This is a genomic window from Pseudomonas sp. NBRC 100443 (assembly GCF_030268185.1).
GTDB classification, from domain to species: Bacteria; Pseudomonadota; Gammaproteobacteria; order Pseudomonadales; family Pseudomonadaceae; genus Pseudomonas; species Pseudomonas citronellolis.
On sequence record NZ_BSQE01000015.1, the window covers coordinates 123,543 to 136,682 of the forward strand.

General features: G+C 69.2%; 13 protein-coding genes. 9 read left to right on the forward strand and 4 right to left on the reverse strand.

The window, feature by feature from the left end; all coding sequences use genetic code 11:
- Positions 1 to 85: 85 nt before the first annotated feature.
- The 4 genes from QSJ95_RS19925 to QSJ95_RS19940 all read left to right on the forward strand — a co-directional run bounded on the left by QSJ95_RS19925 (position 86) and on the right by QSJ95_RS19940 (position 6,714).
- Positions 86 to 793, forward strand: coding sequence for a response regulator transcription factor (locus QSJ95_RS19925; RefSeq protein WP_285644790.1), 708 nt, complete (start codon positions 86 to 88; stop codon positions 791 to 793).
- Positions 794 to 1,049: 256 nt separating this feature from the next.
- Complete coding sequence (locus QSJ95_RS19930) at positions 1,050 to 2,453, forward strand: efflux transporter outer membrane subunit (RefSeq protein ID WP_285644792.1); 1,404 nt, start codon at positions 1,050 to 1,052, stop codon at positions 2,451 to 2,453.
- Positions 2,450 to 3,616, forward strand: a complete 1,167-nt coding sequence (locus tag QSJ95_RS19935) for an efflux RND transporter periplasmic adaptor subunit (protein ID WP_285644793.1) — start codon at positions 2,450 to 2,452, stop codon at positions 3,614 to 3,616. The genes QSJ95_RS19930 and QSJ95_RS19935 overlap by 4 nt, the downstream gene beginning before the upstream one ends.
- The gene (locus QSJ95_RS19940) at positions 3,613 to 6,714 is read left to right on the forward strand and encodes an efflux RND transporter permease subunit (RefSeq protein WP_285644794.1); all 3,102 of its coding nucleotides are present in this window, start codon (positions 3,613 to 3,615) and stop codon (positions 6,712 to 6,714) included. Before QSJ95_RS19935 ends, QSJ95_RS19940 begins: the two co-directional genes overlap by 4 nt.
- A gap of 7 nt (positions 6,715 to 6,721) precedes the next feature.
- Here the strand turns inward: QSJ95_RS19940 and QSJ95_RS19945 are convergent, their stop codons facing one another.
- Both QSJ95_RS19945 and QSJ95_RS19950 read right to left on the reverse strand, forming a co-directional pair.
- Positions 6,722 to 8,092 (reverse strand): CoA transferase, encoded by a 1,371-nt coding sequence (locus QSJ95_RS19945; RefSeq protein ID WP_285644865.1) that lies wholly within the window; start codon positions 8,090 to 8,092, stop codon positions 6,722 to 6,724.
- 224 nt (positions 8,093 to 8,316) lie between these two features.
- The gene (locus QSJ95_RS19950; RefSeq protein ID WP_058489772.1) at positions 8,317 to 8,712 is read right to left on the reverse strand and encodes a hypothetical protein; all 396 of its coding nucleotides are present in this window, start codon (positions 8,710 to 8,712) and stop codon (positions 8,317 to 8,319) included.
- A 197-nt stretch (positions 8,713 to 8,909) separates the two neighbouring features.
- Here QSJ95_RS19950 and QSJ95_RS19955 point away from each other — a divergent pair, with 197 nt between their 5' ends.
- Together QSJ95_RS19955 and QSJ95_RS19960 are read left to right on the forward strand one after the other, a co-directional pair.
- Positions 8,910 to 9,227, forward strand: coding sequence for a hypothetical protein (locus tag QSJ95_RS19955; RefSeq protein ID WP_009619967.1), 318 nt, complete (start codon positions 8,910 to 8,912; stop codon positions 9,225 to 9,227).
- A gap of 134 nt (positions 9,228 to 9,361) precedes the next feature.
- Positions 9,362 to 9,538 carry a hypothetical protein gene (locus QSJ95_RS19960; RefSeq protein WP_009619965.1) on the forward strand — a complete coding sequence of 59 codons (177 nt, stop codon included), beginning with the start codon at positions 9,362 to 9,364 and terminating at the stop codon, positions 9,536 to 9,538.
- Between the two features lie 727 nt (positions 9,539 to 10,265).
- Here the strand turns inward: QSJ95_RS19960 and QSJ95_RS19965 are convergent.
- Positions 10,266 to 10,610: a hypothetical protein gene (locus tag QSJ95_RS19965; protein ID WP_009619964.1), complete on the reverse strand. Its 345-nt coding sequence runs from the start codon at positions 10,608 to 10,610 to the stop codon at positions 10,266 to 10,268.
- Between the two features lie 145 nt (positions 10,611 to 10,755).
- Between QSJ95_RS19965 and QSJ95_RS19970 the strand changes: the two genes are divergently transcribed.
- Positions 10,756 to 11,475 carry an endonuclease gene (locus tag QSJ95_RS19970; RefSeq protein ID WP_285644795.1) on the forward strand — a complete coding sequence of 240 codons (720 nt, stop codon included), beginning with the start codon at positions 10,756 to 10,758 and terminating at the stop codon, positions 11,473 to 11,475.
- Between the two features lie 90 nt (positions 11,476 to 11,565).
- Positions 11,566 to 12,072, forward strand: coding sequence for a DUF1993 domain-containing protein (locus tag QSJ95_RS19975; protein WP_064582956.1), 507 nt, complete (start codon positions 11,566 to 11,568; stop codon positions 12,070 to 12,072).
- Positions 12,073 to 12,113: 41 nt separating this feature from the next.
- On the opposite strand, the gene QSJ95_RS19980 is transcribed toward QSJ95_RS19975, so the two are convergent.
- A complete protein-coding gene (locus tag QSJ95_RS19980) occupies positions 12,114 to 12,587 on the reverse strand; it encodes an Lrp/AsnC family transcriptional regulator (protein ID WP_064582954.1) in 474 nt (157 codons plus the stop codon).
- Between the two features lie 132 nt (positions 12,588 to 12,719).
- On the opposite strand from QSJ95_RS19980, the gene QSJ95_RS19985 reads away from it, so the two are divergent.
- Entirely contained in the window at positions 12,720 to 13,073 is a 354-nt protein-coding gene (locus tag QSJ95_RS19985) for an ACT-like domain-containing protein (RefSeq protein WP_281686186.1), read from the forward strand.
- The last annotated feature ends 67 nt before the right edge of the window (positions 13,074 to 13,140 follow it).

The following is a 13,140-nucleotide window of genomic DNA, read 5'->3' on the forward strand; positions in this document are numbered from 1 at the left end:
GGCGGGAGGTGTTCGGCAGTATATTTTGTCTGGCGCGGGCGAACGTCGGCCTCGCGCCAAGATGAACAAAAGTTTAGGTGCAACCTTGAGAATCCTGGTCATCGAAGACGACCCGCAGGCCGCCGGCTACCTGGTGCGGGGCCTGCGCGAGAGCGGCCACATAGTCGACGCCGCGGGCGATGGCGTCCAGGGCCTGGACCTGGCCCTGGAGAACCTCTACGACGCCCTGGTGGTGGACCGCCGCCTGCCCGGCCTGGACGGCCTGGAACTGGTGCGCCGGCTGCGCGCCGCCGGCTCCGACACCCCGGTGCTGATGCTCAGCGCCCTGGCCTCTACCCACCACCGCGTCGAGGGCCTGCAGGCCGGCTGCGACGACTACCTGGCCAAGCCCTACGCCTTCGTCGAAGTCCACGCCCGCCTGGCCGCCCTGCTGCGCCGCCCCGGCCGCCGCCTGCTCGGCGCGCGCCTGCAGGTCGGCGACCTGCAACTGGACTGCGAGGGCCGCGTGGCCCAGCGCCAGGGGCACAGCATCGTGCTGCAGCAGCGCGAGTTCCTGATCCTGGAAAAACTCATGCGCCACGCCGACCAGGTGGTGACCCGCGGCATGCTGCTGGAAAGCGCCTGGGACTACGACTTCGACCCGCGCGACAACGTCATCGACAAGCACATCCACCGCCTGCGGCAGAAGGTCGACCAGGGCTTCGGGCACCCGCTGATCCACACGGTCCCCGGCGCCGGCTACATGCTCAGCGAAACGCCGCCGGAACAGGCCGCGCCAAGGCGCTTTTCGTAGGATGGGTTGAGCGAAGCGATACCCATCGCCCCCCAACCGAACACCGGCCCTGCCGGCGGGATCGCGGGCAGAGTCCGCTCCTACGCGGCTTCAGCCATTCCCGCTACAACAATGGATTCCACCGGCTCGGATCACATCCCCGCGCCCCCACACCTAAACTTTTATTCAGCTTGGGAAGAACCGCCCGGTAGCTACCCGGCGCTAGGCTCGTCCATCACAGCAGCCCGCAGCACGCGGGACGCAGAAGGACGAACCCATGCCCCCAACCACCGCCGGCGCCCTGCCCCGGCTGGCCGCCGCCCTTTCCCTGGCCCTGCTCGGGGCTTGTTCGCTGGTGCCGCAGTACCAGCGGCCCGGCGTACCCGTCGCCAGCCACTGGGACAATGCCGCCGCGCCCGCCGCCCAGGCGCCGCAGCAGTGGTGGAAGGACTATGCCAGCGCCGAGCTGGACAGCCTGATCCAGCGCGCCGGCAGCGACAGCCTCACTCTGCAGGCAGCAGTGGCGCGGGTCGACCAGGCCCGGGCCAGCGCCCGCGTCGCCGGGGCCGCGCTGTACCCGGACCTGAGCCTGGGCGGCAGCTACGTCCACGATCACGACAGCAGCAAGAACGCCCACGACCTCTATGCCCAGGCCAGCTACGAGCTGGACTTCTGGGGCCGCAACCGCGCCCTGGCCGACTCCGCCACGGCGCAGGCCCAGGCCACGGCCTACGACCTGGAAACGGCGCGCATCGGCCTGCAGGCGGATATCGCCGACAGCTACTTCCAGGTGCTCTCGCTGGACGAGCGCCTGGCCGTGGCCAGGCGCATCGCCAGCGACGCCGAGAACATCCTGCAACTGGTGCAGACGCAGTCGCGGCTGGGCTCCTCTTCCGATCTGGAGGTAGAGCAGCAGCGCAACGCCCTGCAGAACTTCCAGGCCAACGTCAGCGTCCTGGCCCAGCAGCGCGACGCCGCGCTCTACCAGTTGGCGGTGCTGGTGGGCGCCGCGCCCGAGGGCTTCGCCCTGCAGCACAGCGGCCTGGACGGCGTCCAGCTGCCCGAGGCGCGTGCCGGGCTGCCGGCCAGCCTGCTGAGCCAGCGGCCGGATATCCAGGCCGCCGAGGCGCGGCTGGTCTCGGCCAACTTCGATGTCGGCGCGGCGCGCGCGGCCTTCCTGCCGAACATCTCCCTGGGCGCCCTCGCCGGTAGCGACGTGCACACCGGCGGCGGGCTCTGGCAGCTGGCCGCCAGCCTCAGCCAGCCGCTGTTCGACGGCGGCCTGCTGGAAGGCCAGTTGCAGGCCGACCGCGCCCATGCCCGCGAGCTGGTCGCCGACTACCGGCAGAACGTGCTCCAGGCCCTGCAGGACGTGGAGACGCAGCTCAGCGCCAACGCCCGCCTGGCGCAGACCCAGCGCATCGACCAGGCCGCCGTGGATTCGGCGCGCAAGGCCGCCGACCTGGCCCAGGTGCGCTATCGCCTGGGCAGCACCGACTTCCTCACCCTGCTGACCGTGCAGCGCACCCTGTACCAGGCCGAGGACAGCCTGCTGCAGGTGCGCCTGCAACGCCTGCAGGCCTCCGTCGGCCTGAACCGCGCCCTCGGCGGCGGCTTCCAGGCACCGGCAGATGCCGAGCTGGCCAGTAATCAACCTTCCGCACAGGCGACCCGACCGTGAGCCCGTCCCAGCCCTCCTCCCAGCGGCGCTACTGGCGCCTAGCGTTCCTCCTCCTGGCCGTGGCGCTGGCCGCCTTCGCCTGGCGCCACTTCTCCGCCACCACGACGGCCAAGCCGGCCGAGGCGCCGGTGCCCGTGAGCCTGGGGGTGGCCGACCAGCGCGACCTGCCGATCTGGCTGCAGACCATCGGCACGGTGCAGGCGCTGAATGCGGTGGACATCAAGGTACGGGTGGATGGAGAGCTGCAACAGTTGCACTTCCAGGAGGGCCAGATGGTCAAGGCCGGGCAACTGCTCGCCGAGATCGACCCGCGCCCCTACGCCGCCCAGGTGCTGCAGGCCAAGGCCAACAAGGCGCGCGATGAAGCGCAGCTGGCGGTGGCCAAGGTCAACCTCGAGCGCGCCAGCAAGCTGGCCGCCGCCCATGCCGGGCCGAGCCAGGACGTGGACACCCTGCGCGGCCAGGTGGCCACCCTGCAGGCCACGATCCAGGCCGACCAGGCGGCGCTGGACACCGCCCAGCTGCAGCTCGGCTACACCCGCATCGCCGCGCCCTTCGCCGGGCGCACCGGGCAGCGCCTGGTGGACGCCGGCAGCATCGTCCACGCCAGCGACAACACCGGCCTGCTGACGCTCACCCAGATGGCGCCCATTTCCCTGGCCTTCAGCCTGCCCCAGGAGGACCTGGCCGAAGTGCTGCAGGCCAACGCCGGGCAGCCGCTGCAGGTCGAGGCGCTGAGCCGCGACGGCCGCCAGCACATCGCCACGGGGCGGCTGAGCTTCATCGACAGCCAGGTCTCCAGCGGCAACGGGCAGATCCTGTTCAAGGCCGACTTCGCCAACGCCGACGGCAAGCTCTGGCCCGGCGAACTGCTCAGCGTGCGCCTGCTGCTGCGCACCGAGAAGGCCGCCACAGTGGTGCCGGCCAGCGCCGTGCAGCAAGGCCCGCAGGGCAGCTTCGTGTACGTGGTGGGGCGCGACCAGCAGGCCCAGGTGCGCGAGGTGAAGGCCGGCGCGGTGGTCGATGGCCTGCAGTGGATCCACCAGGGCCTGGCGCCCGGCGAGACCGTGGTCACCGGCGGCCAGTACCGCCTGGCCCCGGGGCTGAAGGTCGCCGCCCTGGCCGACGCGCGACAGACCGCCAGCGCGGAGCAGCACCCATGACGCTCTCGGAGCCCTTCATCCGCCGCCGGGTGGCCACCACCCTGCTGGCCCTGGGCGTGCTGCTACTCGGCGCCGCCGCCTATTTCCTGCTGCCGGTGGCGCCGCTGCCGCAGGTGGACATGCCGACCATCCAGGTGCAGGCCAAACTGCCCGGCGCCAGCGCCGAGACCATGGCGTCTTCCGTGGCCACGCCGCTGGAGCGGGCCTTCGCCAGCGTTCCCGGGGTCACCCAGATGACCTCCGCCAGTTCCCTCGGGCTGACGCAGATCACCCTGCAGTTCGACCTGGAGCGCAACATCGACGGCGCCGCCCAGGACGTGCAGACGGCGATCAACGCCGCCGGCGGCAACCTGCCGAAGAACCTGCCGGCGCCGCCGACCTTCCACAAGGTCAACCCGGCGGAGTTCACTTTCCTCTCCCTGGCCCTGACCTCGCCCACCCGCACCATGCCGGAGCTGGACCGCTACGCCGACGACTACCTCGGCCAGCAGCTGTCGCAGATTCCCGGCGTCGGCCTGGTGGACTTCCACGGCGAGCAGCGCCCGGCGGTGCGCGTGCGCATAGACCCGGACGCCCTGGCCGCCCGTGGCCTGACCCTGGACGACGTGCGCGAGGTGCTGGGCAACGCCACTGTGGATGCGCCCAAGGGCAACCTCGACGGCGCCGAGCGCGCGGTGACTCTCGACACCACCGACCAGCTCACCCGCGCCGCGCAGTACGGCTCGCTGGTGATCGCCTACCGCAACGGCGTGCCGATCCGCATCAGCGACCTGGGCACGGTGATCGACGGCGCCGAGGACGTGCGCCAGGCCGCCGGCCTGCAGGGCCGGCCGACGGTGATCGTCGACATCCACAAGCAGCCCGGCTACAACGTGCTGGCGGTGACCCAGGCGATCAAGAACCGCCTGCCGGCGCTGATCGCGCAACTGCCGCGCGACGTGAAAGTGAACCTGGTGGGCGACCGCACCCAGACCATCGACGCCTCCATCGACGAGGTGCAGTTCAACCTGCTGCTGTCCATCGTCCTGGTGGTGGCGGTGGTCTTCGTGTTCCTGCGCAACGTCAGCGCCACTGTGATCCCGGCGCTGACCATCCCGCTGTCGCTGGTGGCCACCTTCGCGGCCATGTACGTGCTGGGCTACAGCCTGGACAACCTGTCGATCATGGCCCTGAGCATCGCCGTGGGCTTCGTGGTGGACGACGCCATCGTGGTGATGGAGAACATCATTCGCCACCTGGAGATGCACAAGCCGCCGCTGCAGGCGGCCATCGAGGGCACCGCAGAGGTGGCCTTCACCATCGTCTCCATGACCGTCTCGCTGGTGGCGGTGTTCATCCCCATCCTGTTCATGGGCGGGGTGATCGGCCGCCTGCTGCGCGAGTTCGCGGTGACCGTAAGCGTGGCGGTGGTGATGTCCGGGGTGGTTTCGCTGACGGTCACGCCGATGCTCTGCGCCTGGTTCATCCGCCACGACCTGCACGGCGCGCAGAACCGCTTCCTGCAATGGAGCGAGCGCACCTTCGACGCCCTGCTCGACGGCTACCGGCGCAGCCTGCGCCGCGTGCTGCGCCACGAGCGCCTGACCCTGGCGGTGGCGCTGCTCACCCTGCTGGTCACCGCCGTGCTCTACGTCGAGGTGCCCAAGGGCTTCTTCCCGCAGCAGGACACCGGGGTGATCATGGGCGTGGCCGAGGCCAACGCGGACATTTCCTTCGCTGCGATGCGCGAACGCATGGCCGCGCTCAGCGAGGTGATCCAGCGCGACCCGGACGTGGCCAACGTCTACTACTGGATCGGCCCCAACCCCACCCTCAGCCAGGGCCGGGTGATGATCAACCTCAAGCCCTACGAGCAGCGCGCGGCCAAGGCCGACCAGGTGGTGGCGCGGCTCAAGCGCGAACTCGCCGTGGTGCCGGGCATCGCCCTGTACATGCAGATCCGCCAGGACGTGCAGATCGGCGGGCGGCCGAGCAAGACGCAGTTCCAGTACACCCTGCAGGACCCGGACAGCCACGAGCTGGACCACTGGGCCGCGGTGCTGCTGGCGCGCCTGAAGCAGCTGCCGCAACTGCGCGACGTGGCCACCGACCAGCAGCAGGCGGCGCCGCGCGCCACCCTGCACATCGACCGCGACAGCGCCGCGCGCCTGGGCGTGAACGTGCAGGCCATCGACGACGTGCTCTACGACGCCTTCGGCCAGCGTCAGGTGGCGACGCTGTTCACCGCGCTGGACCAGTACCACGTGATCCTCGAACTGGACCCGCGCTGGCAGGTGTCGGAGGAAAGCCTCAAGCACCTCTACGCGCGCTCCAGCCTGACCGGCGAGCTGGTGCCGCTGAGCGTGCTCGGCCGCCTGGAGCCGGACCTGGCGCCCATCACCATCAACCACCAGGGGCTGTTCCCGGCGGTCACCCTGTCGTTCAACCTGGCGCCGGGCTACGCCCTGGGCGACGCGGTCGCCGCCATCCAGCAGGCCACCCGTCAGGCCGGCCTGCCGGACAGCGTCAGCGGCACCTTCCAGGGCACCGCCCAGGCCTTCCAGGACTCGCTGCGCAGCCAGCCATGGCTGATCCTGGCGGCGGTGGTCACGGTGTACATCGTCCTCGGCGTGCTCTACGAGAGCCCGCTGCTGCCGCTGTCGATCCTCTCCACCCTGCCCTCGGCCGGCCTCGGCGCGCTGCTGGCATTGCTGCTATGCGGCCAGGACCTGTCGCTGATGGGGATGATCGGCATCATCCTGCTGATCGGCATCGTCAAGAAAAACGCCATCATGATGATCGACTTCGCCCTGGTGGCCGAACGCGGCGGCATGACGCCGGAGCAGGCGACCATCGAGGGCAGCACCCTGCGCTTCCGGCCGATCCTCATGACCACCCTGGCGGCGCTGTTCGGCGCCCTGCCGCTGGCCCTGGGCACCGGCTCCGGCGCCGAACTGCGCCAGCCGCTGGGCATCGCCATCGTCGGCGGCCTGCTGGTGTCGCAGGTGCTGACGCTGTACACCACGCCAGTGATCTACCTGTGGTTCTCGCGCCTGGCCGCCAGCTTCCGCGCCTGGCGCCAGGCTCGCGGCGGCCTGCTGCTGCCGCCGCAGCGCTGAGCGCCGTTCAGGCGCCCTGCTCGAAGGCCCAGTACGGCTTCGACGAACCCAGCGCCGCCGCCGGCAAGGCCCATTGCAGCGGCGTGCCTTCCAGCAGCAATGGCGGGCGCAGGCGCTGCGCCGGGCCCCAGGCGGTGCTCTCGATGGCCGGGTCGAGGTCGGCCGGCGCCTCCCCGGCCAGCGCCGGCAGGGCATCGGCCTGCATCCCCTGCTCCACCAGGAACTGCGCGGTGCGCGCCAGCGACAGGCGCCAGGTGCTGCCGCGCCCGCTGGCCAGGCGCCGGCCCAGGCCGCAGAGCGCGGCGGCGGCCATCAGGTAGCCGGTGGCGTGGTCCAGGGCCTGCACCGGCAGCGGCACCGGCTTGTCGGCCTGGCGCCAGCGCATGCCGGCCTCGGCGATGCCGGTGCTCATCTGCACCAGGCTGTCGAAGCCCCGGCGGTTGCGCCAGGGGCCGCTCCAGCCGTAGGCGTTCAGGCTCACGTCGACCAGCCCCGGGGCCAGGTCCTGGCGCACTTCGGCGTCGAAGCCGAGGTTTTCCAGGGCGTCGCCGCGGTAGCCGTGGATCAGTACGTCGGCGTGGCGCAGCAGTTCCTCGAAGCGCTCGCGCCCGGGCGGGTCCTTCAGGTCCAGGCGCGCGCAGCGCTTGCCCAGGCAGACCTCGGGGATCACCCCCGGCTCGTCCCAGCCCGGCGGATCGATGCGCAGCACCTCGGCACCGAGCCCGGCGAGGAAGCGGCTGGCCACCGGCCCGGCGAGCACCCGGGTGAGGTCCAGTACCCGCACCCCGGCCAACGGCCGCTCCGCCGTCAGAGCCCAGGCCGGCGCGGGGGCGATGGCCTGGTCCTGGCTCCAGATCAGGTCCTGTTCGGCCAGGGCCTGGCCCTGGGGGTGCGCCTTCCATTCGTCGATGGAGCGCATTTCGGCGGCGCAACCGCCAGTGGCCACCACCGCGTGTTCCAGCTCGGTCTTGTTCCAGGTGGCGACGCGGGCCGCCGCCTCTTCGCGGTTGGCAACCGGGCCCAGCACCCGCACCACGGCGGCACGGTGGTGCGGGGCGTTGGTGTGCAGGCGGATCCAGCCGTCGCGGGTGGCGTAGTCGCCGGCGATGTCGCCCCACATGGGCGGCAGCGCCCAGCCCTGGGGGCGCAGCGTCCAGGCGAACCAGAAGGACGCCAGGCGGCGGTCCACCTGCAGCGCCCCCGGCGCCAGGCCGGCGCGCTTGAGCAAGGCCGCGGCGGCCAGGCCGGCCGTGGCGATGGAGGCGCCAGCGAGGTCGGTGACGGCGAAGGTCGAGGGCAGCCCGCCCTCGGCCTGGAAGGACAGGGACGCGGGCAGGGCCGCGTTCTCTTCCAGGGCCTGCCACAGGGCCCTGGTCATCTGGCTGGCGAGCATGCTGCACCTCGTCTGAAGAAGTCCGTGAAACGGACCCGCCAGGCAACCTTAGCCCGCCCGCCGCGCCGCCGCGAGCCGCCTTTCGCCGCAGAGGAATCGCGGGCAATAAAAAACCCGCCTATGGCGGGTTCTTTATTGGGGCGCTAGTCCTTTAGCAATGTGCCTACCATCGCCCCACGCGCGTGAAAATTTCGTGAAGAAACTCGGGCTCAGCCGGAATAATCCAGCGCCGTCCAGGCACGGCTGAGGTCGTCGCGGATGCGGCAGGCGGACAGGTCGCCGCCCTCCTCGCCCACGCTCAGCAGGCGGGTGGCGCCGGTGCCGTCGTCGTGCACCTCGGTCAGCGTCTGCAGGCGCCCGCAGTTGGGCGTGTCGATCACATAGCTGGCCACCATCGCCGAGCGCGAGCGCGGCACGCGAATGGCGTCGCGCACGATGCCGTGTTCCTCCACGCGCTTGCCGTCGGCCACCAGCACCGCCCAGGCCTCACGGCCGTCGATCACCAGGTAGGCGCCATTGGCCTTGGGGCCTTCCGCCGGCGGCTGGGCGCAGCCGCCGAGCAGGGCCAGGAGGGCGAGCACCAGCAGGGCTTTGACTTGCTTCATCACGCGTTCCTCTTCTTCGTCGTCGCCGCGGGGCGGGGCCCGGTTTCGCGGCGGCCATGGATTCTGTGAGCCAGCGAAACCATGGTAGCCACAAAATACTGTTCATGCATACAGTATTTTTCGATTATGCTTCTGTCATCGACGAAAGGCACCCTGGCAACAGGTGGCAGGCAAGGACCCGAACAGGAGCGAAAGCGATGGTGGACATCCGCCAGATGAAATACACCGTGAACCACATGGGCGTGGAGGAAGTCAGCGAGGCGGTCGCCGAGCTGCACCTCGAGGGCCTGGTCACCGAGGGCAAGACGCCCTTCTCGCGCACCCACTTCAACACCTGCTTCGCCGAGATCGAGGCGCTGCTGCAGCGCGCCGGCTACCACCGCCCGCTGGACGTGGTGGGCTACCAGGGCCAGGCCTACGCCATGTTCGACCCCACGCGCTGGGAGGCGGTGCAGGTGCTGCGCTGGCTGAAGGAATACGTGGAGGAGGCCCACAGCGAGGCGGCGGGGGCCTGAGGCCTCCCCCTCCGCGGAGATGGCAAAAGGCCGCAAAGGCTTGCCGCAGAGCGGCCGGACTTGCGCACAAGGGGTTCGGCCACTAATGTCCTTGGGGCAGTTTCGCACCAGCACGCTGAATCAAGGACGAGTCCATGAGCAAGACGCTCCCCAAGGACTGGCTGTGGGCCTACCACAAACTTCGCAGCCTCTCCGTCGGCCGCACCAGTTCCGCCTTCCTCGCCACCCTCTACCACCTGCGCGGCGACACCGGCCCCTTCTACTGCAAGGGCGGGCTGAGCAAGTCGCGCCTGGTGCGCAAGGAATCCTGAGCCTTCGCGGCACCGAGCCCCTTGCAGGAGCGCGCCCTGCACGCGAATCGCGGGCAGGGACCGTTCCGGTAGTCCTGCACCGGGCCCACTCCGTATGAGCGAACCTGGCTTTTCGTAGGATGGTGTTGAGCGAAGCGATACCCATCACCACCACCGCATGGGTTTCGCAAGCTCAACCCATCCTACGAAAAGCATCTCGGCACAGCCGGCAAGACAGTTGTCCTACAGGTAACCCCGCACCCTCCCCCTGTAGGAGCGCGCCCTGCGCGCGAATCGCAGGCAGGGACCGTTCCGGTAGTCCTGCACCGGACCCACTCCGTATGAGCGAACCTGGCTTTTCGTAGGATGGGTTGAGCGAAGCGATACCCATCACCGCGACCGCATGGGTTTCGCAAGCTCAACCCATCCTACGAAAAGCATCTCGGCACAGCCGGCAAGACAGTTGTCCTACAGGTAACCCCGCACCCTCCCCCTGTAGGAGCGCGCCCTGCGCGCGAATCGCGGGCAGGGACCGTTCCGGTAGTCCTGCACCGGACCCACTCCGTATGAGCGAACCTGGCTTTTCGTAGGATGGTGTTGAGCGAAGCGATACCCATCACCGCGACCGCATGGGTTTCGCAAGCTCAACCCATCCTACAAAAGGCACCTCGGCGCAGCCGGCAACGTAGGAGCGGATTCATCCGCGATCCGGCCGCCAGGCCGGCCATGCCCCGCGAACGCCACACCCTCAGGGATACGACCGCCGCTGCCCGTTCGAACGCGTCGTCCCCGGGGTGACGTCGAACTGCACGCCATTGGGGTATTCGATGCTCTGGCGGATGCCACCGTTGGTGCCACCGCCGCTGTTGTCGATGATCACCCGGCTGGAGCCCTGTTCGTAGCTGCGCGGAACCTGGACGCCACCATAGCCGTCATAGCGCTGCACGCTGGACGAGCTGTCGATGCTGCCGCTGGCACCGGGGCTGACATAGATGCGCTCGATGCTGCGCACCGGCGGCTGGCCGGCCAGCGCCACCCCGGCCACCAGGCTGGCGAGCAGGCCGCAAAGCGCTCGGCTCTTCATGCGGGTCATGCTGGCTGAACCTCCGGTTAGGCTGGAAATGTTCCCAGTCTAACAACTCCAGTTTCCTACGCACCTGTTCCTTGCCATTCGATTGCCACGATTGGCAGATCGTTTCATATCAGTAAGATGCGACGATTTCTGAAAGAAGTTTCTGATGAATATTCGTCGCCCAGCCCTTTTCCTCCTGCTCGCGGTCCTGCCCCTGGCCGCCTCCGCCGCCGCCCCGCGCACCTTCCAGGAAGCCAAGAAGATCGGCTGGAAGCTCTATGCCCGCCAGTCGGTGGAGTTCTATTGCGGCTGCCGCTACAAGGGCAACCGCGTCGACCTGGCCAGTTGCGGCTACGTACCGCGCAAGAACGCCAAGCGCGCCGGGCGCATCGAGTGGGAGCACATAGTCCCGGCCTGGGTCATCGGCCACCAGCGCCAGTGCTGGCAGAGCGGCGGGCGCAGCAACTGCTCGCGGCACGACCCGGTGTACCAGCGCGCCGAGGCCGACCTGTTCAACCTGGTGCCGAGCATCGGCGAGGTCAACGGCGACCGCAACAACTTCGGCTACGGCTGGCTGCCGCAGCAGGCGCCGCAGTATGGCGCCTGCCCGATGGTCATCGACTTCAAGGCGAAGAAGGCCATGCCGCGCCCACAGATCCGCGGGATGATCGCCCGCACCTACTTCTACATGAGCGACCGCTACGGCCTGAGGCTGTCCAGGCAGGACCGCCAGCTGTACCAGGCCTGGAGCAAGCAGTACCCGGTGGAAACCTGGGAGCGCCAGCGCAACCAGATGGTCGGCTGCGTGATGGGCTGGGGCAACCCCTACGTGGGCAAGATCGACCTGCAGGGCTGCGGCAGCGCGGGCAGCGTCGCCGGGCGCTGAAAGCCAGGCGACGGCCGCCGCGCCCGGCAGTAGACTCAGCGGGTGCGCCCTGTCGCGCAGGCCTCATTTTCCCTGTCTGGAGTACCTCGCATGTCCCTGTCGATCTACCAGATCTCCGTTCCGGTGTTCATCCGCATGCTCGGCAACCTCTCGGCCATCCTGGCCAAGGCCGAGGCCCATGCCCAGGCCAGGTCCATCGAGCCGACGGTGCTGCTGAACGCCCGCCTGGCCCCGGACATGTTCCCGCTGGCGCGCCAGGTGCAGATCGCCAGCGACGCCGCCAAGGGCTGCGCCGCCCGCCTGGCCGGCGTGGAGATTCCCAGCTACGCCGACGACGAACAGAGCTTCGCCGACCTGCAGGCGCGCATCGCGAAGACCGTCGACTACCTCAAGGGCTTCAAGCCCGAGCAGTTCGAAGGCGCCGAAACCCGCGACATCCACATCAAGACGCCGAGCCGCGAGCTGCAGTTCAAGGGCCTGGACTTCCTGCTCGGCTTCGCCAACGCCAACTTCTACTTCCACGTCACCACCGCCTACGCCATCCTCCGCCACAACGGCGTGGAGCTGGGCAAGATGGACTTCCTCGGCGGCGCCTGAGCTCGCCCGCGGGCGCCGGCCAGGCCGGCGCCTTCCTCCCGTCAACGCCCCGGCAGCGGCAGGCTGGTGGTCGACTTGATCTCCGACAGCGCGACTATGGAGTTGATCTCCTGGATGCCCGGCACCTGCGACAGGCGCTCGAAGAAGAAGCGCTCGTAGGCCTCGATGTCCTCGGTGACGATGCGCAGCATGAAGTCCACCGCGCCCATCAGCACATGGCATTCCAGCACCTCGGGGAACTCGCGGATGGCCGCGGCGAACTCGGTGAGGTTGTTGCGGCCGTGGGTGTTCAGCTTCACCTGGGCGAATATCTGTGCGTTCAGGCCGATCTTCTTGCGGTCCAGCAGGGTCACCTGGCGGCGGATCACACCTTCTTCCTTCAGGCGCTGGATGCGCCGCCAGCACGGCGACTGCGACAGGCCGATGCGCTCGGCGATCTCGGCCGTGGAGAGGGTCGCCTCCTCCTGCAGCAGGGCGAGGATGCGCTTGTCATAGGCATCCAGCTCGATCGGCATGACTTATTCTCCAATCCATAAAATCACGCATAGTCTATTCCCAATCCACTCATCTTGGCGCCCATTTCGCAAAGCAAAACCCGGCCGGGCCACCGACAATGAGCCACCTCCCAGCCTTGCCGGTCACCCGCCATGAACCAAGCCGTTTCCCTGCCCAGCAGCACCGCCACCCTGCCCGCCAGCCTGTTCGACGCCGCTCCCGCCGAGCGCCCCGACGGCTGGACCCGCCGCCCGGCCGATATGGCGCGCCAGGCGCACTTCGCCATCCGCGCCGAAGCCGACGCCGACGTGCTGTGCAAGCTGCTGAACCTGTTCGCCGTGCAGGGCTGGCTGCCGGCCGAAGTACATGTCGTGCAGGCGGGCGAATGGCTGCAGGTGGACCTGCGCATCGCGGGCATGCCGGAGCAGCGTGGCGAGGTGATGGCCGAGCGCATGCGCTCGCTGGTCAGCGTGGCGGCGGTGGAGTTGGCGTTCAGCGGCTGCTGACGGAGCGATCTGTCCGTTCAGCGATACAGGCTGGCTTTCTCGCGTTAGCCGGAAGGTCGCCGCGGGC